At 42.9% G+C, this 25,667-nt stretch carries 23 protein-coding genes and 4 tRNA genes; 16 read left to right on the top strand and 11 right to left on the bottom strand.

Features of this window, described 5'->3' with window-relative positions; translation table 11 throughout:
• Positions 1-4 precede the first annotated feature (4 nt).
• The gene (gene fadB, locus FTT71_RS04755) at positions 5-2,158 is read right to left on the bottom strand and encodes a fatty acid oxidation complex subunit alpha FadB (RefSeq protein ID WP_180160736.1); all 2,154 of its coding nucleotides are present in this window, start codon (positions 2,156-2,158) and stop codon (positions 5-7) included.
• A gap of 485 nt (positions 2,159-2,643) precedes the next feature.
• Between fadB and lpxO the strand changes: the two genes are divergently transcribed.
• Both lpxO and FTT71_RS04745 read left to right on the top strand, forming a co-directional pair.
• Entirely contained in the window at positions 2,644-3,558 is a 915-nt protein-coding gene (gene lpxO, locus FTT71_RS04750; RefSeq protein ID WP_178318334.1) for a lipid A hydroxylase LpxO, read from the top strand.
• Between the two features lie 114 nt (positions 3,559-3,672).
• Positions 3,673-4,089 carry a PH domain-containing protein gene (locus tag FTT71_RS04745; protein WP_131260939.1) on the top strand — a complete coding sequence of 139 codons (417 nt, stop codon included), beginning with the start codon at positions 3,673-3,675 and terminating at the stop codon, positions 4,087-4,089.
• A 358-nt stretch (positions 4,090-4,447) separates the two neighbouring features.
• Here the strand turns inward: FTT71_RS04745 and FTT71_RS04740 are convergent, their stop codons facing one another.
• Entirely contained in the window at positions 4,448-5,512 is a 1,065-nt protein-coding gene (locus tag FTT71_RS04740; RefSeq protein WP_180072335.1) for an AAA family ATPase, read from the bottom strand.
• A gap of 185 nt (positions 5,513-5,697) precedes the next feature.
• On the opposite strand from FTT71_RS04740, the gene uvrC reads away from it, so the two are divergent.
• From uvrC to pgsA, 3 genes are all read left to right on the top strand, one after another.
• Positions 5,698-7,497 carry an excinuclease ABC subunit UvrC gene (gene uvrC / locus FTT71_RS04735; protein ID WP_004975832.1) on the top strand — a complete coding sequence of 600 codons (1,800 nt, stop codon included), beginning with the start codon at positions 5,698-5,700 and terminating at the stop codon, positions 7,495-7,497.
• A gap of 224 nt (positions 7,498-7,721) precedes the next feature.
• Entirely contained in the window at positions 7,722-8,516 is a 795-nt protein-coding gene (locus FTT71_RS04730; protein WP_096901351.1) for a thioesterase family protein, read from the top strand.
• Between the two features lie 105 nt (positions 8,517-8,621).
• Positions 8,622-9,209, top strand: a complete 588-nt coding sequence (gene pgsA / locus FTT71_RS04725) for a CDP-diacylglycerol--glycerol-3-phosphate 3-phosphatidyltransferase (RefSeq protein ID WP_004975835.1) — start codon at positions 8,622-8,624, stop codon at positions 9,207-9,209.
• Positions 9,210-9,258: 49 nt separating this feature from the next.
• Here the strand turns inward: pgsA and FTT71_RS04720 are convergent, their stop codons facing one another.
• Positions 9,259-11,061, bottom strand: a complete 1,803-nt coding sequence (locus FTT71_RS04720) for an ABC transporter ATP-binding protein (RefSeq protein WP_180160735.1) — start codon at positions 11,059-11,061, stop codon at positions 9,259-9,261.
• A 142-nt stretch (positions 11,062-11,203) separates the two neighbouring features.
• Here FTT71_RS04720 and FTT71_RS04715 point away from each other — a divergent pair, with 142 nt between their 5' ends.
• Positions 11,204-11,821, top strand: a complete 618-nt coding sequence (locus tag FTT71_RS04715; RefSeq protein ID WP_180160734.1) for an alpha-ketoglutarate-dependent dioxygenase AlkB — start codon at positions 11,204-11,206, stop codon at positions 11,819-11,821.
• A gap of 89 nt (positions 11,822-11,910) precedes the next feature.
• Here the strand turns inward: FTT71_RS04715 and FTT71_RS04710 are convergent, their stop codons facing one another.
• From FTT71_RS04710 to recN, 4 genes are all read right to left on the bottom strand, one after another.
• Complete coding sequence (locus tag FTT71_RS04710; protein WP_167845729.1) at positions 11,911-12,693, bottom strand: IclR family transcriptional regulator; 783 nt, start codon at positions 12,691-12,693, stop codon at positions 11,911-11,913.
• Positions 12,694-12,843: 150 nt separating this feature from the next.
• Complete coding sequence (gene ruvX, locus FTT71_RS04705; protein WP_180158803.1) at positions 12,844-13,287, bottom strand: Holliday junction resolvase RuvX; 444 nt, start codon at positions 13,285-13,287, stop codon at positions 12,844-12,846.
• A complete protein-coding gene (locus FTT71_RS04700; RefSeq protein WP_004975844.1) occupies positions 13,280-13,834 on the bottom strand; it encodes a YqgE/AlgH family protein in 555 nt (184 codons plus the stop codon). Before FTT71_RS04700 ends, ruvX begins: the two co-directional genes overlap by 8 nt.
• Before the next feature lie 111 nt (positions 13,835-13,945).
• A complete protein-coding gene (gene recN / locus FTT71_RS04695; RefSeq protein WP_180072341.1) occupies positions 13,946-15,607 on the bottom strand; it encodes a DNA repair protein RecN in 1,662 nt (553 codons plus the stop codon).
• 492 nt (positions 15,608-16,099) lie between these two features.
• On the opposite strand from recN, the gene FTT71_RS04690 reads away from it, so the two are divergent.
• The 3 genes from FTT71_RS04690 to FTT71_RS04680 all read left to right on the top strand — a co-directional run bounded on the left by FTT71_RS04690 (position 16,100) and on the right by FTT71_RS04680 (position 18,334).
• Entirely contained in the window at positions 16,100-16,423 is a 324-nt protein-coding gene (locus tag FTT71_RS04690) for a pyrimidine/purine nucleoside phosphorylase (protein ID WP_004975854.1), read from the top strand.
• A 188-nt stretch (positions 16,424-16,611) separates the two neighbouring features.
• Complete coding sequence (gene rlmB / locus FTT71_RS04685) at positions 16,612-17,361, top strand: 23S rRNA (guanosine(2251)-2'-O)-methyltransferase RlmB (RefSeq protein ID WP_004975856.1); 750 nt, start codon at positions 16,612-16,614, stop codon at positions 17,359-17,361.
• Positions 17,362-17,404: 43 nt separating this feature from the next.
• Positions 17,405-18,334, top strand: a complete 930-nt coding sequence (locus FTT71_RS04680; RefSeq protein WP_179988499.1) for a DMT family transporter — start codon at positions 17,405-17,407, stop codon at positions 18,332-18,334.
• A 5-nt stretch (positions 18,335-18,339) separates the two neighbouring features.
• On the opposite strand, the gene coaE is transcribed toward FTT71_RS04680, so the two are convergent.
• The 4 genes from coaE to pilB are packed head-to-tail and all read right to left on the bottom strand — an operon-like array spanning position 18,340 to position 22,778.
• The gene (gene coaE / locus FTT71_RS04675; RefSeq protein WP_179997300.1) at positions 18,340-18,939 is read right to left on the bottom strand and encodes a dephospho-CoA kinase; all 600 of its coding nucleotides are present in this window, start codon (positions 18,937-18,939) and stop codon (positions 18,340-18,342) included.
• Between the two features lie 9 nt (positions 18,940-18,948).
• A complete protein-coding gene (locus FTT71_RS04670) occupies positions 18,949-19,809 on the bottom strand; it encodes an A24 family peptidase (RefSeq protein ID WP_180043886.1) in 861 nt (286 codons plus the stop codon).
• On the bottom strand, positions 19,809-21,035 hold the full coding sequence (locus FTT71_RS04665; protein WP_179997302.1) for a type II secretion system F family protein: 1,227 nt from the start codon (positions 21,033-21,035) through the stop codon (positions 19,809-19,811). Before FTT71_RS04665 ends, FTT71_RS04670 begins: the two co-directional genes overlap by 1 nt.
• Positions 21,036-21,065: 30 nt before the next feature.
• On the bottom strand, positions 21,066-22,778 hold the full coding sequence (gene pilB, locus FTT71_RS04660; protein ID WP_179996326.1) for a type IV-A pilus assembly ATPase PilB: 1,713 nt from the start codon (positions 22,776-22,778) through the stop codon (positions 21,066-21,068).
• A gap of 277 nt (positions 22,779-23,055) precedes the next feature.
• Here pilB and tpiA point away from each other — a divergent pair, with 277 nt between their 5' ends.
• The 7 genes from tpiA to rimP all read left to right on the top strand — a co-directional run bounded on the left by tpiA (position 23,056) and on the right by rimP (position 25,666).
• On the top strand, positions 23,056-23,847 hold the full coding sequence (gene tpiA, locus FTT71_RS04655) for a triose-phosphate isomerase (RefSeq protein ID WP_019836081.1): 792 nt from the start codon (positions 23,056-23,058) through the stop codon (positions 23,845-23,847).
• Between the two features lie 13 nt (positions 23,848-23,860).
• Entirely contained in the window at positions 23,861-24,190 is a 330-nt protein-coding gene (secG, locus tag FTT71_RS04650; RefSeq protein ID WP_004975868.1) for a preprotein translocase subunit SecG, read from the top strand.
• 53 nt (positions 24,191-24,243) lie between these two features.
• Positions 24,244-24,328 (top strand) — tRNA-Leu (locus FTT71_RS04645).
• Between the two features lie 49 nt (positions 24,329-24,377).
• Positions 24,378-24,454, top strand: a tRNA-Met gene (locus tag FTT71_RS04640).
• A gap of 77 nt (positions 24,455-24,531) precedes the next feature.
• Positions 24,532-24,608, top strand: a tRNA-Met gene (locus tag FTT71_RS04635).
• 134 nt (positions 24,609-24,742) lie between these two features.
• Positions 24,743-24,819, top strand: a tRNA-Met gene (locus FTT71_RS04630).
• Between the two features lie 322 nt (positions 24,820-25,141).
• Positions 25,142-25,666 carry a ribosome maturation factor RimP gene (gene rimP / locus FTT71_RS04625; RefSeq protein WP_004975871.1) on the top strand — a complete coding sequence of 175 codons (525 nt, stop codon included), beginning with the start codon at positions 25,142-25,144 and terminating at the stop codon, positions 25,664-25,666.
• The last annotated feature ends 1 nt before the right edge of the window (position 25,667 follow it).

Genomic DNA, 25,667 nt, shown 5'->3' with positions numbered 1-25,667 from the left:
CTCCTTAACCGTAGAATTTTTTGTTGTTAGCAGCCATGTCACGCAACATTTGTGGCGCTTCATAAGCTTTTCCTAAGTGTGCATACTTGTCGCAAAGCGCAACGTATTCAGCAACACCTGTTTGGTCGATGTAACGGCATGGGCCACCACGGAATGGAGGGAATCCTACACCCATAATCATCGCCATATCTGCTTCAGATGGTGTTGCCACAATGTTGTCTTCTAAGCAACGTACAGTTTCGTTGCAGAACGCTAGCATCATACGGTCAATGATTTCTTGTGCATCAAATTCGCGTTTTTCAGATGTTGCCACAGATGCTACAAGCTCGTATGCAGTTGGATCAACCACTTTGGCTTTCTTGCCTTTGCGATCCAATTCATATTTGTAGAAACCTACGTCATTCTTTTGACCAAGACGTTTGTTTTCGTACATGACTTGGATTGAGCCTTTGTAGTCTGGCTTCATGCGGTCTGGGAAACCTTCTGCCATGACTTCTGCACCGTGAACGCCCGTGTCGATACCAACAACGTCGATTAGGTAAGCAGGACCCATAGGCCAGCCGAATTTTTCCATGACTTTGTCGACTTGTTGGAAGTCAGCACCGTCTTTCAATAGAAGGTCAAATGCACCAAAGTAAGGGAACAATACGCGGTTCACCAAGAAGCCTGGGCAGTCGTTCACTACGATTGGTGTTTTACCCATTTTCTGAGCAAGCACCACAGTGGTCGCAATTGCTTCAGGTGAAGTTTTTTCACCACGAATCACTTCCACCAATGGCATCATGTGCACTGGGTTAAAGAAGTGCATGCCGACAAAGTTTTCTGGACGTTGTAGGTTTTCTGCCAAACGTGTAATCGAAATGGTAGATGTATTTGACGCGATAATGGTGTTTTCACGTACTGATTTTTCAGTTTCAGCCAACACAATGCCTTTGACTTTCGGATTTTCAGTCACGGCTTCAATCACGATATCTACTTCTTTAAACTCGTCGTAGCTTAAAGTTGGGCGGATGCGTGCCAAAGTTTCACCCATTTTTGCAGGGGTTAACTTTTTGCGTTCAACTTGTTTGGTCAATAAGCCATTGGCTTCTTTCATACCCAAAGCAAGTTGCGGATTACCAATGTCTTTCATGATGATTGGTGTGCCTTTGCTTGCCGCTTGGTAAGCAATACCACCACCCATGATACCTGCGCCTAGAACAGCCGCTTGGTTGACAGGGTGTGCACCTTTTTCATATTTCTTAGAAGTTTTCTTCACCACTTGGTCGTTGATGAACAAGCCAATCAACGCGCCTGCTTGTGGCGTTACCGCAGCTTTAGCAAAGCCTTCCGCTTCCGCTTTGAGTGCGTCATTACGTGGCAAGCTTGCACCTGCTTGTAAAGAATCAAGCATGAGTTTTGGTGCAGGGTATTGTGCAGGATTCGCTTTGGCTAATACCGCACCTTTTGCAGTGTTGAACGCCATCATTTGTTCAAGTGGGTTCAATTTCACTGGGTCTAATTTTTCTTGGCGTTTTGCTTTCCAGTCCAAACGACCTGCAATGGCTTGTTTAACCAAATCAAGCGCAGCCGCTTGTAATTGATCTGCAGCAACTACAGCATCTACAGCACCGTCTTTAAGTGCAGCATCAGGACGTTTAGGGTTGGCCATTGCCATCCATTCAACCGCATTGTCGATACCAATAACGCGGCTTAAACGAACCGTACCACCAAAGCCTGGGAAAATACCGAGTTTGATTTCTGGTAAGCCCACTTGTGCTTGGTCTGACATGACACGGTAGTCACATACCAAACACATTTCAAAGCCACCGCCCAATGCCATACCATTGATTGCAGCAACTTTAGGAATTTCTAAATCTTCAAAAGCATTGAAGATGTCGTGAACAGGCAATGCCCAATCCACAATGGCTTGTTCGCCTTGAGCGAAGTTTGCGCCAAATTCGGTGATGTCTGCACCCACGATAAAGGTTGATTTCGCAGAAGTGACGATTAAACCTTTCACTTCATTGTTTGCTTTAACAGCCTCAATCGCAGCTTTAAAGTCTTCAATCGTTGCACGGTTAAATTTGTTGACCGACTCACCTTGTAAGTCAAAGCGGAATTCTGCAATTCCGTCCGAAAGCATTTGGACGGTAATGGCATTGCCAGCGTGGATCATGCCTGATCTCCTTTATTTTGGAGGACTTCTAAGTTGATGTTATGAAGCGTGTGCGATAGTCCTGCACACATATATGCCTCGGTAATCTTACGATAACTATATCGAAAAAAAATATAGCAAGTTGTATCAAGCCGTGACGCAAGGGTCATGATTTTTCTCATAGCGCGGAATTGCTTTTTGACCCGATTTTAAAATCCTATGTTTAAAGCAAGATGAAAGTGATTGTTTTCTCTTTTATTTTTAATCAGGTTGTATTGCATTTTCGATTTAGAAAAGCTTGATAAATAGATGTTATCAGTGGGTTGTTTTGGACAGAAAAGTAAATCCATCGTTTGGATGGTGATGTTTTAAAGCGTGAAGCTGGATAGGGGGGATAGCGATTTGCAATGCTGTGTTCTATTTTCTGCTATGACCTCATGCGCTGAAATTGAGTAGAATATGCGACATTTTGAATTTTAGCTGTTTTCAGCAATTTAGGTTGTTCTATGTTGAAGTGGATTATTTTGGCGATTTTTATCGCTTCAGCGCTGTATATTCAACAGCGCGGCAAGGTGCGTCATAGTTTTTATCGTCAGTTTTTTGACCATTCTACCATCCTCGCACCGATCAACTATTTAATGTATTTGTTCTCTAAAGTACCAAATCAACCGTATATCGACACCCAGCACTTTCAAGATTTAAAGGTTTTGGATGACAATTGGGAAATGATTCGTGATGAAGCCAAAGCTTTATATGAACAGGGTGGTATTAAAGCTTCAAGTACTTACGATGATTTGGGTTTTAACTCATTCTTTAAAACAGGCTGGAAGCGCTTTTACTTAAAATGGTATGACTCCGCGCATCCATCAGCAGCAGAATTATGTCCAAAAACCACAGCATTATTAAAAACTTTGCCTAGCATTAAGGCGGCGATGTTTACTGAACTAGCGCCCGACAGTCGTTTAGTGCGTCATCGCGACCCGTATGCAGGTTCATTGCGTTACCACTTGGGATTGATGACACCAAATGATGACCGTTGTTTTATTGATGTCGATGGTGAGCGGTATTCATGGCGTGATGGTGAAAGTGTGGTGTTTGATGAAACCTATATTCACTATGCTGAAAATGGCACTTCTCAAAACCGTATTATTTTCTTTGCCGATGTCGAGCGTCCGTTAAAATCTCGCTGGATGCAAAAGTTTAATCACTGGTTTGGCAAAAATGTGATGACCGCAGCAAGCTCTCCGAATGAAGCAGGCGATCAGACGGGTGGCTTAAATAAAGTCTTTGGCTATGTCTATCAAGTGCGTTTAAAAGCCAAGGCTTTAAAAGCTAAAAATAGTCGTGTGTACTATTTCTTAAAATGGTTTTTAATGCTCGGGATTTTCTTCTTAATTTTTATTCGCCCTTATGTGTTTTAGAGTATCACAACGCCTTTCGGGGCGTTTTTTTATGACATTTTTGAGCAATTTCAGCAACGAGCTTTAATCCAGACCTACTTTTATGTATAGAATGAAGTAAATAGGGGAATTTTTATGCAAACGTTTCGTTCTAAAAAAGATTGGTGGGTTTTGGCTTTTGTGATTTGTATGTCTGGTCTATTGATTCAGTTATTGCTGACCATGTACGCCAAAGGCACGATGCCAGCATTTCCTGTGCACACAGGGGTGTATTTCATTACCATTTTTGTGTTGTGGTGGCCTGTGTTCAATACGCGCTATCAGGTCGATGCAGAACGCTTGCAGATCCGTTGCATGTTTTTAAAATGGGACATTCCACGCGACAGTATTCAAAAAATATCTAAAACCAATAATTCGGTAGCGTCACCTGCTTTGTCGCTGAAGCGTTTAAAAATTGATTATCTTCTAGCGGGGCAGCCAAAATTTGTATTGGTTTCACCTAAAGATCAGACCAAATTTAGTCAAGCCTTGGGAATGGAAATTACCGACTAATCCCTAGGGTCTGTTGACATTTCATAAATGGCTTGCGCTGTAGGCTAAAACTGAGCAGATCAGGCATGAAACGCAGGGAATAGCGAGACTATTGCCAAGTTTCATAACGCAATCTGAGAAAGTTTTAGCCACAGCCTTTCAGGACGAGCATATTTTTTGCTGCTATTGCGTTATGAGTCAGTCATTTAGAATGACTAAATTTCCTGCCTCATGCCTTATATCAGCTAAAAAATATGCATCGTCGCAAACATAGACGAATTGTCAACAGACCCTAGGCTTTTTAAGCAAAAATAAGCATCAAAACTTTGAGGATGAGCAGAGTGGCATTCTCAAGATTCACGCAGTATAAGTCGCGGCTTTATTCTATTTTGAGGTGCAATTGATTTGCACTGCAATCTACCCATATTTCCGATTTTTCAGGATGACTTAAAAAATACAAAGCTAAAATAGGCTCAAGTTCGGTACGAATTTTGCGCCCCAAATGCCGTGCGCCGTAACGAATATCATGCCCCTGATAAAAATAGGCTTTAGCTGCTGCAGTCAGTTGGACTTGGCGTTGTTGATGCTGCAGGCGATGGTTTAACTTTTCCAATTCAATTTCAACCAATTGCGGCAGGGCATCAGCAGATACCGCTTGATAATGCAAACTACGGTCAATCCGATTTAAAAATTCAGGGTCAAATTTACGCTGCATGACTTTTTCAATGATCCGTTGTGTGGGCATGCGTTTTAAGCACAGTTGTTGTACTTTTTGCGGCAACAGATTCAATTTATCTAAGTATTGTTGTGCGGCTTGAGCACCCACATTGCTGGTCATAAAAATCATGCAATTGCGAAAGTCGATGGTTTTGGTGCCTGCAGTCAGGGTCAGTTTGCCTGTATCTAGCACATTCATTAAGCCACGTATCACTTCGCTTGAGGCTTTTTCCAGTTCATCAAACAGCATAATGCCTGGGCGGGTGTGCGAACCTGCAATCGCAGTTTCATCAAATAAACTATGGCCTTCTTTAGAGCCGACATAGCCAGGAGGCGCGCCTGTGAGTGCAGCCGCATAGTGTTCCTGCGCCAAGGTATTCATATCAATGCGGCAGAAGGCATCGGGGCGACCATAAATGGCTTCGGCAATCAGGCGCACCGTTTCGGTCTTGCCAACACCTGTCGGGCCAAGCATTAAAGTCACTGAAAGTGGTCGCTCTGTGCTGGAGAAATCGGCCTTGACCACATACAGCATTTTTTCGATTTCATTCAGCGCTGCATCTTGTCCAATAATCCGTTGACGTAACAATTGCATGACTTGTGTAGGTTCAAAATGAAAGCGCGGCTTGCCAATCAAACGGTCTTTGGCGGATACATACTGATGTGTACTGATCGGCTGGGACGTTGCGGATTGAATGGTCGGTATGCCGTGTGGTGCGGTCGTCATCCTGCACTTTCCTTCTGCTGACAAGATGCCTGAGCATAGCAAATCTTGTGTTGCCGACTGATCGTTTTTAGCACTGAGCTGATCGTTTTAGTGGATAGATCATGCGCTATGCCACAGGATAAAGCTTGAAAAAATCAGATAAAGCAGCACATCATGTAAAGAATGTAGCAAGAATAGGATGACTCGTGAACCCAAACGCAGGTGAGCATATCGAGAAAATTTTGGCAAATATGACCCAATTGCCAGGGGTTTACCGTATGTTGGGTAAAGACGGGGAGTTGTTATATGTCGGCAAAGCCAAAAATTTAAAAAACCGAGTGTCGAGTTATTTTGTCAAAACCATCGAGCATCCTAAAACGCAGGCTTTAGTGGCGCGTATTTATGATATTGAAACTTTGGTGGTGCGTTCCGAAACTGAAGCGTTATTGCTTGAACAAAATCTGATTAAGCTGCATCGTCCACCGTACAATATTATGCTGCGCGATGATAAGTCCTATGTTTATATTTTTGTGTCGGCAGATCAGCCTTATCCGCGTATTGCCAGTGGACGCGGCAAAGGCAAGCATCAGATAGGCAAGTTTTTTGGGCCTTATCCGAGTGCGTACAATGCCCGCGATACTTTGGTGGTGTTACAAAAACTGTTTAATGTGCGGCAGTGTGAAAACAGTTATTTTGCTCAACGGCAGCGTCCGTGTTTGCAATATCAGATCAAACGCTGTTCGGCACCGTGTGTAGGATTGATTTCGCCCGAAGAATATAAAGAAGATGTTAATAATTCGATTCGATTTTTACAGGGCGATAGTAAAGAACTGAATCAGCAATTGATTGCTAAAATGGAAGCTGCAGCCGAAGCGTTGGAATTTGAAAAAGCAGTCTTTTACCGTGACCGTATGGCTTTGTTGCGTGATGTGCAGGCACAGCAAGCCATTTATAAACTCAAAGGCGAAGCCGATATTATCGCAATTGCTTATCAGGCAGGTGTGACCTGTGTGCAAATTATGCATGTGCGCAATGGCAAAATGCTGGGCGGTAAAAGCTATTTTCCTGATATGTTGGGCGATGATTTGGGGCAAATGTTGGCCGATTTTATTGCCAACTTTTACTTTCAGGTGGCCGATGAAATTCCAGCGGAATTGATTGTTAATGTGGAAGTGGCAGATTGCAAAGAGTTGGAACAAGCCTTACAGCAACACTTCGATAAAAAAATTCAAATTAAACATAAAGTGCGTGAAACCCGTGCCGAGTGGCAAGAATTGGCACAAATGAATGTGCAGCATGCCATTAAAGGTAAACTCGCCAATCACTTTGAATTAAATGAGCGTTTTCATCAGTTAGAGCAAGTGGTTGGACGCCCGATTGATCGGATTGAATGTTTTGATATTTCGCACACTATGGGCGAAGACACTGTGGCATCTTGCGTGGTATTTGACAGTGGTGGTATTCGCAAACGTGATTATCGACAATTTTCAATTCAGGATATTCAGGCTGGAGATGACTATGCTGCCATGCGCCAAGCTTTAACGCGCCGTTATAAAAAAGCCATGCTGCCCGATTTATTGCTGATTGATGGCGGTAAAGGGCAGTTGAATATGGCGATGGAGGTCATGCAGGAGTTAGGATTGGATGCCTTTATGATTGGGGTGTCCAAAGGCGAAGGACGCAAACCTGGTCTAGAAACGCTACATTTTACCGATGGCAGCAAAATTCAGCTGCCTGAAGATCATAAGGCGCTGCATTTGATTCAGCAGGTACGTGATGAAGCACACCGATTTGCAATTACCAAGCACCGTGCCAAGCGCGATAAAAAACGTGGCTCATCAATACTTGAAGTGATTCCGGGCTTAGGGCCAAAACGTCGTCGTGATTTACTCACCCATTTTGGTGGCATACAAGGTGTCCTGAAAGCTTCTGAAAAAGAGTTGACTTTAGTACCCGGACTGGGTGAAGTAATGGCGCGTACGATTTATAAAGTGCTGCATGAATGACTAAATTTCCTGCCTCATGCCTTATATTAGCTAAAAATCTTGCGAGATATATCTCTCACGTCGCAAACATAGACGAATTGTCAACAGACCCTATTTACTGCATAAAAAGCAGTATTTTCTACAAAGGTAAATAGCAAAAAAGTGCATTGACTCTGTCGTCATTGAACATTCACATCAGATCGAAACCCTGTAATATCAACCACAACATTGTTTAAGGAAAAGCTATGTCGTTGCTACAGACCTATCAAGCCATTGCCGAGCAAGAATGGATAGACATCCCGCTTGGGTGGTTACAGGGGCGCACTATTTATGGTGGATTGGTGGCAGGTTTGATGATGCAAAAAGCCCAGCTTTGTATTGCCGATCCGAAAAAGCGCTTGCTAAGCAGCAGTGTCACGTTTGTCGGACCTGTGCAACAAGGTCGGGCACGGCTCACGGCGGAAATTCTGCGTGAAGGCAAATCTGTGACCAGTGTCGAAGTTCGTTTATGGCAGGATGATGCAGTACAAAGCATTTTAATTGCCAGTTTTGGTGCGGCACGTGAATCCAGCATTGTGGTGCAACAAGAACGTACTGCGCCCAATTTTCCACCTGCAACGGAATTGCCTGTTACACAGCATCATCCTTTAGCACCTGAATGTTTTCAGCAGATGGATTTGGTTTGGTCTGAAGGACAATATCCGTTTACTGCTAGTCATAAACCTGATTTTGCAGGCTGGATGCGTTTTAACCCAAAACAGCATACGAATCGTGCCATGACCATTGCCGATTTGATGGTGGCTTTTGATATGTGGCCGCCTGGAGTACTGCCGATGTTTGAGCAGCTCGCTCCTGCCAGTTCACTGACTTGGCATGTGACCTATGTCAATCCTTTGCAAAATCAGCTGCAAGATTGGATGAAATATAAAGTTTTTACCGATCATGCTAGCGGTGGTTATGCCACAGAATATGCGCACTTATGGGATGATCAGGATCGGCTAATAGCGATTGCCCGACAGACCATCACCGTGTTTGCCTAGTGACACCTACTAGCATTTCGTATAAAGTGAAGCCTATTCACGATGACAAATCCTCAAAAAACTTGTGAATATGCAGCGTAAAGAGGGGAAACATTGGCGGTGTCTATGACAACAGGTCGTATCCTGAACATTCCAAATATATTAACTTTGGCTCGAATCGCCTTGATTCCTGTTTTTTTGTTGGTGGCGTATTGGCCGCCTGCAATGGGCGTAAATGGTTATGATGGTGGCATGACGCGTCATATTATTTTGACGTCTATTTTTGTGATTGCTGCTGTGACCGACTGGTTTGATGGCTATTTGGCACGTACTTTGAATCAGACCTCTGCATTTGGGCGCTTTTTAGACCCTGTGGCCGATAAACTTATGGTCGCTGCGGCATTGATTGTTTTAGTGCAATGGCAACCGACTATTTCTATGGCTTTTGCCGCGATTGTAATTATTTCCCGTGAAATTACCGTATCTGCCTTACGAGAGTGGATGGCTGAACTCGGCGCACGTACCAGTGTGGCGGTGTCTACAGTGGGGAAATATAAAACAGCATTCCAAATGATTGCGATTTCAGTGTTCTTATTGAACTGGCAACCATTGGAAATGGTGGCTTATTTGTTGCTCTATACTGCTGTAATTCTAACGCTTTGGTCGATGTTTATTTATTTAAAAGCGGCATGGCCATATTTGAAACAACCTTAAATATCGTGATTCTTCATTAAAAAGTGCTTCTGATTGAAGCACTTTTTGATTAACTATGGGTTTCTTCCTCGGCATCATCCTCATAAGTTTTGGCAATTTTTTCAATATTTAAACTTTTTGCCATCGCATCAAAAATTTCTTTATAAACCCCATTTTGATGATAAAGCGCATCATGTTCGCCATGTTCCGCAATCCTGCCATCTTTCATGACATAGGTGTAATCGGCATCAATAATTTGCGATAAGCTATGTGAAATGATGATGACCGTACGCCCTTGTTTAATTTCATCGAGGCTTTGTTTGATTTGTTCGGTTGCAATGGCATCCAGACTAGCAGTCGGTTCATCTAAAAAAATAATAGGTGGATTTTTCAGGAACATACGTGCAAGGGCAATCCGTTGTTGTTGACCGCCTGAAAGCATGAGGGCATCTGCGTCATAAGCCTGAGGCAATTGCAAAATTTGTTCGTGAATAGAGGCTTTTTGGGCTGCCAGAATCACATCTTCCAAGCTTGCATCAGTTTTGCCATAACGAATATTTTCAAAAATAGAGCCTTGGAAAATATGATTTTTTTGCAAAACCAAGCCGATATGGTCACGCAAATATTGAGTGTCGATGTGGTTAATATCAATCCCATCGAGCTGAATTGTTCCCTGTTGTGGTTCATAGAATTTATCTAATAAACTGATCAGGGTAGATTTTCCTGCTCCCGACAATCCCACCAATGCGGTAATTTTATTGGGCTGAATCTGCATTTGAATGTCTTTGAGTGCATGATGTCCATTCGGATAAAAAAAGTTTACCTGTTGCAGATCAAACTGCCCTCGAATAACTGGTTTAAGCGTACCACTTGGCTCAATTTCATGCTCGGCTTCCAAAATTTGAAAGAAGCTTTCTGAATAGATCATTGCATCATTGACTTCATCATAAATACGATGTAATGAGCGAATTGGGGCAGAAACATTGCCAAACAGCAACACGTGATACATGATCATGCCGATGCTCATTTGTCCATCTAACACAAAATAAGCAGTTAAAATAATAATCAGCACCACGCCAATTTGTTCAATAAAGCTTTTTAAACCATCAAATAAAAAACTGGTTTGGCGGGTCTGCATTTGATTGTGGGTCAGTTTTTTCTGCAGGGTGAGTTGTTTTTCTGCTTCGATGCTTTCTCTGTTAAATGATTTAATCACGGTAATTGAGTTGATGATGCTGAGAATCCCTTGGCTTTTTTTCTCACGTCCATCACGTAAATTACGTCGCCAGCTTCCTAGTTTTTGTGCCTGCTGATAGGTCAGCCAAAAATAAATAGGCACAATGAGTGTCGCGACCAAGCCCACATAAAAATTGGCATAATACATTAAGCCCAAAGCCACAATTGCACTGGTAAAGAGTGGCAAAATATCAATAAAGAAAATTTGCACTAAGCGGGTGAGCGAACCAATGCCACGATCTATACGTGTTTGTAATTTACCTGCTTGGTTGTTGTCCTGATTAAAAAAGGCCAGTCTGTAACGTAAAAATTTCTCAATAATGCCCTGTGCCAAATCTTGTGACACAAAAATGCGTAGTTTTTCACCATAAAACTTCTGTCCAAACTGCACAAAAGCATTGATGATTTCTTTACCCAGCAAAATGGCTGAAATGGTGATTAAAATGTGCCAGCCTGCAGACAGCCCCTGTCCTGCCTCAATTAAGGCGTTAATACGGTCAACAGCGTATTGTAAAGTCAGTGCATTGACTTGAGCTGTTAACGAGCCGATGAGCGTTAAAACTAAGGTGGCAATCACCAAGAGCCGATAAGGTCGAACGAAGGGACGCAATTTTTGAAATAAATGCCATAAATTCATAAGCTATTATTGTTATAAGAACGATGATTTTAAGTCTAAGGATGAACTTCACGACTCACAAGCCAAAAAGCTGTGTCATTTTGTGAGCAGTCCTGATCCTTGTTTTAGATTAAACAATAAGCTATTCAGCATAGGAATGACCATGAATCTAGAATTGTTTGCACCTGTGCGTTGTGACAACGTACTGCCTTATGACGGCATTGTGCAGGACTATGGTTTGGTGCTGAGTGCGGAGCATAGTGAGCGTTATTTGCAGTATTTTCTGCAACATTTGGCATGGCAGCCTGATGAAGGTCTGCTCTTTGGTCAGTATTATCGGACACAGCGCCAAGTGGCATGGTATGGCGATGAGCAGTATCAATATCGTTATTCGGGAGCAGTTAAGCAGGCACTGCTATGGCAGCCTGCTTTGTGGCGATTGAAACAGCAAATTGAACAATGGGTCGGGCATCCCTTTAATTCATGTTTGGCCAATTTATATCAAGATGGTACGCAGGGCTTGGGTTGGCACAGTGATGATGAGCCGAATTTAGGCAGACACGCTGTCATTGCATCTTTGAGTTTGGGGGCAACCCGTAAATTTTGTTTTCAGCATAAACACCGCGCCAACAAGGTTGAGCTACTGTTGCACAGCGGTCAGTTGTTGGTCATGCGTGGCACGACACAACACTATTGGAAACATGCCTTAATGAAGTCCAATAAAATTATACAACCCAGAATTAATCTGACCTTTCGCTATTTTCACACGGCTATTGAATAAAACTTGATTTAGCACTCTAAATCCTTATTCAGGAATAAATTTTAATTGTATTTAAATTCAGTGCTTTAAGGTATCAACAACCTAAATCTTTAAGTGAGTTCTATACTAAAACTGGTATTCAGTACTTCCACCTGTTTTTCAATTTGTTCTGCATTGTCCTGCAAAATTTCAATCAGTTTTTGCAAATTGACAAATTCAAAACGGTTTTTAGATGCCAGCAGCGTCAATGCATAAGGTGCATCTTTAGATGAAAAACGAATCGGTACAGATAAACCTGCAATTTCTGCATCAAGTTCGCCGTTAGAAAAATAATAGCCTTGTTTTTTGATTTTGCGCATTTGCTGCAAAAAGTCATCTTCATCTTGTGCAAAATTGACTTGTGCCAATTCGGTAGAAAAACGCTGGTAATAGTCTAAAATTTTAGCTTTAGGCAGATGCGCCATAATAATTTTTGGCGATGAGCCGACATAAACAGGACGTGGGCAGCCGCGACCATAAGACAGCAAAGGCGTATCTTTAAAGATTTCGTGATGCACATCAATGCAGGAATCTTGATTGAGTTGGGTCAATAAACAGCAAAATTCTGTACGTTCCGCAATTTTTTTCATAAACGGAATACTGATGGTGACCAAAGGATCGGTCGTGCGAGAGATAAAATCCAATACCGCAATTTTTGGCCCAAGGGTGTAATCTCCCGATGTGCCACTCATGCGCTGCAACAACTCTGCTGAAACCAACTCTTTTAAATAGCGGTAACTGGTAGGCTTAGATAAACCAAGTTCCTCACTAATGGTATCTACATTAATGACAGGACGTGCGGTTGAAAATAAGTCTAAGACTGTGAGAATCTTGCCAAAGCTAGACAGTGCCATGCGGATTTACCCATTCACACCAAAAGGATGGTGTCACTTTATATCAAAAAATCGCCAGACCAATAGACTTTTTAAAGATGGTCTTAGGCATTCTAACGATCAATATCCCAATTCTTTCGTTTGTCGTTGTTATCTATTCAGAAACAGGATTTAAGGCTGAATGCCGTGAGGCTCACGATACCAGCTTTCAATCAATAGTGCTGCGGCAAGACTGTCGGCTGCGAGCTTTTTGCCAAGCCCTTGGGCTTGATAATGATCAAGCTCATCACGTGCTTCACGTGTGGTTAGGCGTTCATCGACCATTAGGGTGTTGATATTGCTTTGATGGCGTAAGCGTCTGGCAAACTTACGTGCACGGGTAGACAGTTCCGACTCGCTATCATCCATATTTAAAGGTAAGCCCACTAGAAATAATTGTGGCTGATGTTGCTTGATGATTTTCAGCAAGTTTTCCCATTGTGGAATGCCATCTTTCATGGGGAAGAGGGCGAGTGGGGTCGCACTTTCAATTAGTGCCTGCCCCACAGCCATGCCCATTTTTTGCGTACCGAAGTCAAATGCCATAATGGTTTGGGCTTGTGTTGTTTCAGGCATGACCAATCTCTGAAGATAACCATGTTGGATCTACGCCCATTTTACGATAAGCGGCATCCCAACGATCGTCATAAGGTAAATTAAAAATTAAGTCCATGTCGGATTCGCAAATCAGCCAATCGCCCCGAGCAATTTCCTGTTCGAGTTGTTGTTTGCCCCAGCTGGCATAGCCTAAGGCAATTTGGTAGCGTCCAACGCCTTCATTGTGGGCAATTGCATCTAAAATATCTTTAGAGGTGGTGATACAGACATTTTCACCAACAGCGATAGATGAATGCCAAGTTGGCTGCCCTGTGTGTAAAACAAAACCTGCCTCAGGTCGTAATGGACCACCTTGTAGAACTTCGTGAGGATGCACATTATCTGCGTCTATATCTAAATCATTGAGTAATTCTTTGATTTGGATACCCGATGGACGGTTGATAATAATGCCTTGCGCACCGTCTTCATCATGACGTGCCAAATAGATGACGGTGTTTGCAAAAAACTCATCATTCATATCGGGCGGGGCTATGAGACAGCGATGCGTCAGATATTGTTTAGTCACCTAAGCAATTCTCCTTAAAAACAGTTGCTTCTAGAAAAACCTATTCCTTTAGGATACACGTTACTTGAGCTTTGTGATTTCACCAAGCTCTTTTTGTGACAGCGTTGGTTTTTAAGCCTGTTGAAACTTCAATTGGCGTAATTGTTTGGCGTGTTGCAGGGTGGTGTCATTAATTTCAACGCCGCCTGTCATGCGTGCCAATTCTAAAATACGCGCATCTTCTTCTAATTCAACAATGGTGCTGCTGGCAGGGTCGGTCTGACGCTTTTTCACTAAAAGGTGTTGATCAGACTGTGCTGCCACTTGTGCTTGGTGGGTAATACATAAAATTTGAACGTGTTGCGCCAAACCTGCGAGTAAGCGCCCCACAATTTCTGCGGTACCACCACTAATCCCGACATCAATTTCATCAAAAACCAAGACTTCGGCTTCGGTTTTTTCGGCATTCATGACTTGCATAACCAAGGCAATCCGCGATAATTCACCACCAGAAGCCACGCGTGCCAATGGCTGTGCAGGAATACCTTTGTTGGCGGTAAACAATAATTGAATAAAACTTAACCCTTCCGCAGAAACTTGTTCTAAAGGTTCAAATTTAAATTCAAAATGTGCCTCAGGCAGTGCCAATTGTTTAACTTGCTCGGTTAGTTGTTTAGCGAGCGGTGCAGCTGCTTCACGACGGATATCATCTAAATGTTGTGCTTTGGCTAAGAAGTCCTGATGTGCCACTTCTACTTGTTCTGCCAAAGTTTCAGGATCTTCCAGTTCATGTAAAGCCGTGAGTTCGGCTTGCCAAGTATCGAACTCTTGTTTCAGTAATTCAGGCTGAGTGCGGTATTTACGTGCCAAACGATGAAAAACTTCCAGCTTCTGATTCAGTTCTTCCATGCGCTCTGGATCAAAGCTTTGACGATCAATAAACTGACGTAAATTGGCTGTCGCATCATCTAATTCACTTTGCGCATTTAACAATGAATTATAAATTTCCGATAATTGCTCACTGCGCCCCGCATGCGATTCCAAGCGGCGAATAATCGAAGCAATTTCCTGAGTGATGTTTTGCTCGGCTTCGTCTAAGGCATTTAAGCTATAACTGCAATCCTGCATGATATGTTCATGATGGCTTAGGCGATCAAACTCTTGTTCAATCTCCTTATAATCGATTTGTACCAGTTCTTCGAGTTCTTCGAGCTGTAAGTTTAGAGTTTCGATGCGCTGCTTGCGAGTTGCCTGTGCATCCAGCGCCGCCTGATGCTGTCGGATATTTTTTTGCCAGGTACTATAAGCATCACGTACTGCTTGGGCAGGGGTATAAAAATTATAATAACGATCAAGCCAGTGCTTTGGATAAGGCGGTTCGAGCAATTGTTGCTGACTGTGCTGACTGTATAACTGTACCAGTAAGCGTCCAATTTCTTTCAGCTCTGCCAAACTGCTTGGACGACCATTAATCCATGCTTTGCTGCGCCCTGTGGCAAAAATTACCCGACGTAAATGGATTTCACCAGACTCATCATCTAATTCATGTTCTTTTAGCCATTGTGCTTCAGGGCTATTGTCCTGATAACTGAAACTCGCGGTCACATCGGCTTTATCTGAGCCAAAACGTACATAATTGGTATCGGTACGTTCACCTAAACAGGCAGAGAGCGCATCTAAAAGTAAGGATTTACCTGCACCTGTTTCCCCTGTCAGAACGTTAAAACCTGTTTCAATATCCAGTGCTAAGTGGTCGGCAAGGGCAAAGTTAATCAGTGTTAAATGAGTCAGCATAAACGCATCCAAGCTGCGAAAAGTGTCAGTGAAAGAGAGTCAAGTTTTGGAAATGCCATAACAAGGCTGTTATTTTCTTCTATTTAATTCTAGCTTAAATTGCAGCGCAAACAACAAAAAATGTACCCGATAAGCATCATATATAAAACACATGATCATTTGATCATTTCATTGGATGGTCATTAAATTGCAGTATATTCACTTGGGGAGTTTTCGGTGCTGCTTGATATGGTGGAACTTAAACGATATAGATACTATTCGTGATCTGTTTCACATTCAGATTTAGCACTTTAGTGGGGAAGAATCTAGAGCAGAGTACTTTGCATGCCTCTGGCATTGGCTTAGACTGTGCTGTCAGCGTGTTGCATGCTGCGTATTGAAACATTGTTCAATTTACGCAAAGCCCACTGTAAACACAGATTGATTAGTTCTGAGGACAGAATTAAACTACATCAGTCAAAAATATAAAAACGCGTTACCTGGAGAATACGCATGTCAGCTCAGTTTGATCATGTATCAGTTGTGAAAAAGTCGAATGTCTATTTTGGTGGGCAATGCATCAGTCACACGGTGCAATTTGAAGACGGTACCAAAAAAACCTTAGGGGTAATTTTACCGACTGAACAAGCCTTGACTTTCGAAACGCATGTACCTGAACGTATGGAAATTATTTCAGGTGAATGTCGTGTCAAAATTGCCGATAGCGAAGAAAGTGAATTATTCCGCGCGGGTCAATCGTTCTATGTGCCTGGCAATAGCCGTTTCAGCATCGAAACCGATGAAGTGCTCGATTACGTGTGCCACTTAGAAGGCTAATCAGCCGATAATAGGGTATTGAATTAAGATTTCATTTTTCTCCTGCTTGAGCACCCAATCAAGCGGAATTGAATCAAGAAATTTTCACCCGAATCGGTTAAACTAGATCTTATTGAAATCCTGTAAAGTCAGCTTTGCAGGATTTTTCGTTTTCGCTGGTTTATTGGTGCATTAATTAGAGGTCGTTCATGGCAAAACCTGAATATTATTATGGCGTTCACTCGGTGGAGTCATTATTGGAGCTTGAGCCAGAGCGCGTCTTAACTCTTTTTACCTTAAAAGGGCGTGATGATCAGCGTTTACAAAAGATTTTAGAACTTGCCGAACCATTTGGCATTAGTGTGCAAAAAGCCAGCCGTGACAGCTTGGAAAAACTGGCAGGTTTGCCTTTTCACCAAGGAGTGGTGGCTGCAGTACGCCCACATCCAACTCTGAATGAAAAAGACTTGGATGCCTTGTTGCAGGCTGATAGCAAGCCTTTACTTTTGGCGCTCGACCAAGTCACCGACCCGCATAACTTGGGTGCGTGTATCCGTACTGCCGCTGCGATGGGGGTTACTGCCGTGATTGTGCCGCGTGATCGTTCAGCAAGTTTGACCCCAACTGCACGCAAAGTAGCTGCAGGTGGTGCAGAAAAAGTCAAATTTATCCAAGTGACCAATTTGGCACGTACTTTGGCGCATTTGAAACAAGAGTTTAATGTGCGCGTGGTGGGTACGATGCTGGATGAAAAAGCTTTGCCAATTCAGCAATTTGACTTTACAGGCACAGCAGTATGCGTGGTGATGGGCGCAGAAGATACAGGTTTACGCCCAATTACCCAGTCACAATGTGATCAAACCGTATTTATTCCAATGGCAGGAAATCTGCAAAGTCTGAATGTCAGTGTTGCAACAGGTATGGCCTTGTATGAAGCTTGTCGTCAGCGTCAGGCTTAATTGCTGATTTTGTATTTGCTATTTTATTGATGCTTTCAACACCGTGATTCGTCTATCTCCCCAAAAGCAAGGTTATGCTTTGGTGCTTGTTACCATGTGCATTTGGGGTGGTTTTACCCTAACTGCTCGGCTGAATGCACAATGGCAGATCAGTGCTTGGGATATTACCGCCTTACGCTTTGCTTTGGCTTTTTGTATTTTAATGCCGATTCTTATCTGGAAAAAAGATACGGCATTTTTATGGAAAAAAGAGCCTTTTATTTTGGCAATGATTGGTGGAGTGGGCTATTGCCTGACTGCGTATAGTGCTTTTCATTATGTACCTGCTGCGCATGCTGCCATTTTTTTGAATGGCTGTATTCCTGTTTGTACCGCCATTGCTGCTTGGATGTTATTTCGAGTGCCTTTTGACCGCCATACATGGATCAGTATTGTAATTATGCTGACCGCCATTGCGGGTATGAGTGCGCTGATGTATCAAGAAACAGGTGTTGCCTTTGGACTTGGGGATGGACTGTTTTTTATCAGCGCTATTTGGTGGGGTGTGTTTACGGTTTTATTAAGACAATGGAAGCTCTCCGCTTGGCATGCTATGGCAGGTGTCGCAATTTGGTCGGCAATCGTCTATGTCCCGATTTACGTACTGTTTTTCCCGAAACAACTCACCGCACCCGAACCGATTCATTTATTGCTGCAAACTGTTTTTCATGGGGTATTTGTGGTAATCATCGCAACACTTAGCTATGTCGAGGCAATTAAGCGTTTGGGGGCATTCAAAACTGGTAGTATTGTGACCTTGGCGCCGTTTATTGCTGCGATTCTTGCTGTCCCTTTATTGGGCGAGCCGTTGAGTCTGGCAATTTTATGTGGCTTGATGGGTATGGGGATTGGCGCTTTGCAACCTTGGCGTTGGTGGGCACGACCTGACAGCTTAAAAGCCCAACTTGAACAGCAAAAAAAACAGTCAGATTAATTTGCTTACTGCATCGCTCGCTTTAAATACTGCTGATGCAATACTTCAAGTTTGCTATACAAATGATCTAAATGCCCATCGTTCAGCACAATGTCATCGGCTAGGCGTTGTTTTTCAGCACGTGGCATTTGTGCTTGAATAATTTTATGAATTTGCTCAACCGTTTGACCATCACGTTGTGAGGCACGGTGAATTTGTAGTGCTTCAGTAGCATCAATCAATAATGTATGTTGGGTCAATTGATGTTGATTGGTTTCAAACAAGAGTGGTGAAACCAAAACCACGTAGGGGCTATTGGCAGCATTTAATTGTTGAATAATCGATTCACGAATTGCAGGGTGGGTGATTTTTTCAAGTGCTTGTCGTGCACTTGGTTCTTTGAAAATGTGTTCACGTAAGGCACGACGATCAAGCTCACCATTCTCAAGTAAAACCCAATCGCCAAAGTGTTGTCGAATTTGCTTTAAGGCAGGCTGTCCTTTTTCGACTACTTCACGTGCAACCACATCTGCATCGACCACAACAATGCCTTGGGTCTCAAACCACGCACTGGCTGCAGACTTGCCACTGCCAATTCCTCCTGTTAGACCCAAAACAAAACGCATGTGCTGTCCTTATTGTCCCAAATATACTTTCATGATTGGCTCGCCCCATAAAAAGGCAATCCAGCCCGCAATGGCGATATACGGACCAAACGCAAAGGGTTGATTTTCTTTACGTACTTTTAACAGAATAATGCCAATAATCGCCCCAACTAAGGACGATAGCAGCACAATCAGGGGTAACATCATCGGCCCCATCCATGCACCTAAAGCGGCAAGGAGCTTGAAGTCGCCATAGCCCATGCCTTCTTTGCCTGTGACGATTTTAAATAGGTAATACACCACCCATAGACATAGGAAGCCAATCACATAGCCCCAAATTGCCGAGGTTGGTGAGGTATAGATGGCATAGCTGTTGACGGCCAAACCCAGTGCAGCCAAAGGCAGGGTATAACGGTCTGGCAAGAGTTGTGTATCGAAATCAATGAAGGTGAGCGCAATCAAGGTATAAGTGAGTAGCAAGCCAAATAGCATTTGTACGGTTGGGCCAAATACCGCAAGCACAATCAGAGCGCAAATAGCAGTTAATACCTCAATCAGTGGATAACGTATACTGATCGGGTTTTGGCAGTTGCCACATTTACCGCGTAATACCAACCAACTCAGCACAGGAATATTTTGATACCAACGAATTGGGTTGTGACATTTGGGACAGGTCGATGCAGGTTTGCTGAGGGTGATTTTACTTTCATCAATAATGGCTTGTTCAGGATGTAACAACATTTGGCAGTCGTTACGCCACTCCTGTTCCATCATTTTTGGGGTGCGATAAATCACCACATTCAAAAAACTGCCAATACATAAACTAAAAAGTCCAACTGCGATATAGAGCGCAGTTGGATTTTGGATCAAATACGCGATTAATTCTTGCATTAAACCACAGAACCCATTTGGAAGATTGGAAGGTACATGGCGACAACTAAACCACCCACTAAAATACCCAAGACAGACATAATCAACGGCTCCATCATTGAGGTTAAGCCATCTACTGCGTTGTCGACTTCGTTTTCATAGTGGGTTGCGACTTTATCCAGCATGGCATCTAGCGCACCTGATTCTTCACCAATGGCGACCATTTGCACCGCCATAGAAGGGAATTTATTGGTGACACGCATGGCGAATTGTAGCTGCTGTCCTGTCGCGACATCATCACGTATTTTCATCACCGCTTCTTCATAGACCACGTTATTGGTTGCCCCAGCGGTCGATTCCAAAGCATCAATTAAGGGTACACCAGCAGCAAAAGTAGTGGCTAAAGTACGGCTATAACGCGCGATAATGGCTTTATAGACCAAGTCACCAAAAATAGGCGCTTTCAGTGCCGCTTTGTCTAAGAAGTCACGGAATTTTTTACTGCGTTTTTTAGTTTCCAAGAAACCTGCAATCATGACCCCAATCACAATAATCAGAATAAACCAGTATTTCTGCATCCATTGTGACATGTTGACCACCATTTTAGTGAAGGCAGGCAAGTCTGCACCAAAAGAGCTAAACAACTCTTCAAATACAGGTACAACTTTTACCATCAAAATAATGGTCACAATCACAGCCACCACGATGACCGTTGCAGGGTATTTCATGGCTTTTTTAATTTTTTGTTTGAGTAACTCACTCTTTTCTTTATAGATCGCAACACGATCCAGCATGGTTTCTAGTGCACCCGATTGTTCACCAGATTCAACCAAAGAGCAGAACAGATTGTCAAAATATTGAGGATATTTACGCAATGCGCCAGCAAAGGTATTCCCGCCTTCCACTTCACCTTTAATGCCTAAAACCACTTCACGCATGGCGGGGTTTTCAAGACCTTCGGCAACAATCTCAAAGCTTTGTACCAAAGGCACACCTGCTTTCATCATAGTGGCAAGCTGACGCGTGAAAATAGTGATGTCTAATGTCGACACCCGTTTTTTCATTAAGCCTTCAAGAATATTCTTTTTCTTTTGGCGAATCGTCTTGATGGTAATCCCTTGTTTACGCAATGTGACCTTTGCCAAGGCCATATTACGCGCTGGAATTTCCCCTTTTAACTTAGCCCCTTTGCGGTCAATCCCTTCATAAACGAAGGTGGGCATCATCTGTGCTTTTTTGACAGCCATGCGTATTTATCCTTATTTTAAATTTTACAACTATTCACTGGTCACACGATTGACTTCTTGCAATGAAGTCACCCCCTGCATGACCTTAAGTAACCCCGAACGACGCAGATTGTTAAACCCCGATTTTGCTGACGCATCAGCAATTTGGATGGCATTACCATCCTCCATAATAATTCTAGAAATTTCTGGTGTGACTTTCATCACTTCATAAACACCAACACGTCCTTTATAACCTTCACGGCATTCAGAACAGCCTACAGGTTGATAGACCTGAAATTCTGGATTGCTCAAATCGGCTTCAGTAAAGCCCATTTCCAATAAGCTTTGTTTTGGAATATCGGAAGGAGCTTTGCAATGCGGGCATAGGCGTCGTGCCAAACGCTGTGCAATGACGAGGTTTACCGAAGTTGCGATGTTAAAGGAAGGAACGCCCATGTTGCGTAAACGCGTTAAAGTTTCTGGCGCACTGTTGGTGTGTAGGGTAGATAAAACCATGTGACCTGTTTGGGCAGCTTTAATTGCAATTTCTGCAGTTTCAAGATCACGAATCTCACCCACCATGACAATATCAGGGTCTTGACGTAAGAAAGATTTCAGGGCGGCAGCGAAGGTTAAGCCTACTTTATTGTTGACGTTAACCTGATTGATGCCTTCTAAGTTAATTTCCACAGGGTCTTCGGCGGTGGAAATGTTGGTATCTTCTCTGTTTAAGATATTTAAGCCTGTATATAGCGATACCGTTTTACCCGAACCCGTTGGGCCTGTAATCAGTAACATGCCTTGCGGTTTTTCTAAGGCTTCCATGAACAATTCTTTTTGTTCTGGTTCATAGCCCAAAGCGTCAATCCCAAGCATCGCGCTAGATGGGTCAAGAATACGCAGTACGATTTTTTCACCGAACAATGTTGGCAACGAGTTCACACGGAAGTCGATGGACTTGTTTTTAGATAGTTTTAATTTAATACGACCATCTTGCGGGACACGCTTTTCAGAAATGTCCATTTGGGACATCACTTTTAAACGTGATGCCAAGCGGTTAGCTAACTGTAAGGGTGGGGTGGCAATTTGACGTAATACACCATCGACACGGTAACGCACTCGATAGGTTTTTTCATACGGTTCAAAGTGTAAGTCCGAAGCACCCATGCGAATTGCATCAATCAGTAATTTGTTGATGTATTTAACAATTGGGGATTCATCACCCTGCGGTTCATCTTCTGCAGCTTGTTCTGGTTCGCTGTTACCATCTTCAAAGTTGAGATCGAAGTCATCATCTTCAAATTCAAAAGCAGACTCACTCGCAAAGTTTTGTTCAATCAGTTTTACCAATTTATCGTGTTCGACCACAATGGCTTCAATATTCATTTTACTGTTGAAACGAATGGCATCCATTGCTTCGATATTGGTCGGGTTACTGGTCGCAACGTAAAGCAGGTGATTGCGCTTAAAAATAGGTAAAAGGTTATATTTGCTGAAAAGCTTTTCATCAATGCCTTCACGCACGATGAGCGCAGAGTCATACACGCTTAAATCAAAAATAGGTTCGCCAAACTCATTAGAAATTTTTTCAGCAATGATTAAAGGCGCGATATTTAGGTTTTGAATGAGATAGGGAACAATATCAACATTATCTTTTTGTGCGGCTTTAATGGCAGTTTGCATATTTTCAGCAGAAACGAGCCCATCTTCGACCAAACGTCGAATAAAACCTGTAAATCTAGGTGTAGCTTGTTGTACTGACATTCCCCAACGTCCTCAAAATCAAGATTGTTTATAATTGGTATCTTAAAATTATACTTTTGTTGCACAAAAATACCATATCTGAAAGTGCTGTCACCACCTAAGTATCGCCTAAAAGCATGAACCAGTTACATTAATCTGCTAAAAAAATTGTAAGTCCTGCCATGAAAAGATACTTCATGCAGCAGTTTGATGCAAAGCTTGTACAAAAAACTCAGCAGAAATGTGATTTGCGTGTAGAATGTGCGCGATTAAATGAATTGTTTTTGCAGGTTATTCTATGTCGGCTACGACGATTAAGCCTTGGGTGGTTGGCAATTGGAAGATGAATCCGATACATGCCGATGCTCAGCAACTTATTTCTGAATTTAAAACATTATTACAAGACAGCCCTGTAGAGGCTGAAAAGTGTCATTTGGGGATTGCACCTGTCACTTTGGCTTTAACTCAAATTCAAGCTGCATTGAGCGAAGCAGTACGTCCTGTCTATACCGTTGCACAAGACCTTTCCCGTATTGCGGGTTTGGGTGCATATACAGGCGAAGTCAGTGCAGAATTGCTAAAAGACAGTCAAATTGATTATGTATTGGTTGGGCATTCAGAACGTCGTGAACTTTTTGCAGACACACCAAGCATTTTGAATGAAAAAGTTAAAAATGCCTTGCAGGCAGGTTTGACAGTTATTTATTGTGTGGGTGAAAGTCTGCAACAACGTGAAAGCGGTCAGGCAGAGCAAGTTGTTTTGCAACAAATTTGTGATATTGCTGCTGTGGTTGACGCTGAGCAATGGCAACAGATAGTGATTGCGTATGAACCTATTTGGGCAATTGGTACAGGCAAGACCGCATCACCTGAAGATGCGCAAACCATGCATGCAAAAATCCGTGAAGGTTTAAGCCAAATCACCGCTTATGCGGTGACTCTACCTATTTTATATGGTGGTAGTGTAAAACCAGAAAATGCCGTAGAGTTAGCAGCCTGCCCAGACATTAATGGTGCTTTGGTCGGTGGTGCATCCTTAAATGCGGCATCGTTCCATCAAATTGCGCAAGCCTTTGCAAATACACAATAATGAGGAGTTCAGCATGCAAACATTTGTGCTGGTAGTACATATTATCTTAGCCATTTTAATGATTGGACTAATTTTGGTTCAGCATGGTAAAGGTGCAGATGCAGGCGCTTCTTTTGGTGGCGGTGGTGCGGCAACCGTATTTGGTGCGTCAGGCTCAGGTAACTTTTTAACCCGTTTAACGGCAATTTTAACAGCATTGTTTTTTGCAACCAGTTTAACTTTAGCGGTGTTTGCCAAGAAACAAACCACAGGTGCATATAGTTTGCAGACTGTACAAACGACTGCACCTGCACAGCCAGTATCGCCTGAAACTTCACCAACTGCGCCTAAAAGCGCTGAATAATTTTATTTAGCACTTTCTTTTTTCGCATGATGCGACTAGAATGCGTCACAGCTGCGGTGGTGGTGGAATTGGTAGACACGCTACCTTGAGGTGGTAGTGCTTTCGGGCGTGGGGGTTCAAGTCCCCCCTTCCGCACCAACTTATAATCCAGAAAACATAAGTTGGTGTTAAGCAGCAAATCTGTTGATGCGGGATGGAGCAGTCTGGTAGCTCGTCGGGCTCATAACCCGAAGGTCGTTGGTTCAAATCCAGCTCCCGCTACCAATCAATCCTAAGCTTATCGTGAATTAAGCGTAGGCAACTTAAATTATTTTAGGTTGAGATAAGTATTTACATGTTGTTGCGGGATGGAGCAGTCTGGTAGCTCGTCGGGCTCATAACCCGAAGGTCGTTGGTTCAAATCCAGCTCCCGCTACCAATATTTTAAAAGTGTGATTATGCTCTAATATGAGTTTTACGCTTTATACTGACTAAGGTGCAACTTAAGTCAGGCAAAAATGCTAAGTTTGATTGAAAACTTATTCATATTTGTATATAATTTTTGCACGTTGATGCGGGATGGAGCAGTCTGGTAGCTCGTCGGGCTCATAACCCGAAGGTCGTTGGTTCAAATCCAGCTCCCGCTACCAAGTTTCTAATGGTGTGGTACGTTAGTTTTAGTTGATTGAATTCAGCATAATAAACTAGCAAAGATGGTTAGATTTAGTCTAATCCCCGCAACCAAGTTTCTAAAGAGGCTCACAACTAGGTGGGCCTTTTTGCACAGTGGATATTGGTTTTACTGTGCAAGAATAGGGGCGATTACGCCCTTTTTTATTGGCTATCGTGTAGTGTCGATACAAGCCGTGCGCGGCCTAAAGTCAAAGTGTCATGTTTCACTACTACTATAGTTTGTATGAATGTGTAGTGGTCAAATAAGACCATTGAACCGCAGCAGAATGACGAGAGTAAATGAAGCTATCAAATAAAACTCAAGCACTTCAGGACTTAATTGCGCCAGCAGTGCAAGCATGTGATGTGGATCTTTGGGGAATCGAGTTTATTCCACAAGGTAAGCGTTCTTTGTTACGTATTTATATCGACAAAGCTGTCGATGAAAATGCAGAACCTGTCTTAAATGAAGATGGCGAATTAGAGCAAGGTCGTGGTATTGGTGTGCAAGATTGTGTACGTGTAACCCAGCAAGTTGGTGCAATGCTTGATGTGCATGATCCAATTTCAGGTGAATATGCACTTGAAGTATCCTCTCCGGGTTGGGATCGTCCATTTTTCCAATTAGAGCAATTGCCTGCATATATTGGGCAAACCATTGCGTTACGTTTAATCAGTGCTGTAGAAAACCGTCGTAAATTTCAAGCGAAATTGGTTGCTGTAGATCTGGAAAATGAAACCATTCAGGTCGAAGTGGAAAAACAGCAGGTATTGGAGATTGACAGTCACAATATTGATAAAGCAAACCTGATTTACCAAGATTAAT

The organism is Acinetobacter sp. YH01004 (assembly GCF_013420455.1).
GTDB classification, from domain to species: domain Bacteria; phylum Pseudomonadota; class Gammaproteobacteria; order Pseudomonadales; family Moraxellaceae; genus Acinetobacter; species Acinetobacter towneri.
The sequence above is the reverse complement of the archived record's forward strand: the minus strand, read 5'-3'. Positions and strand labels throughout refer to the sequence as shown.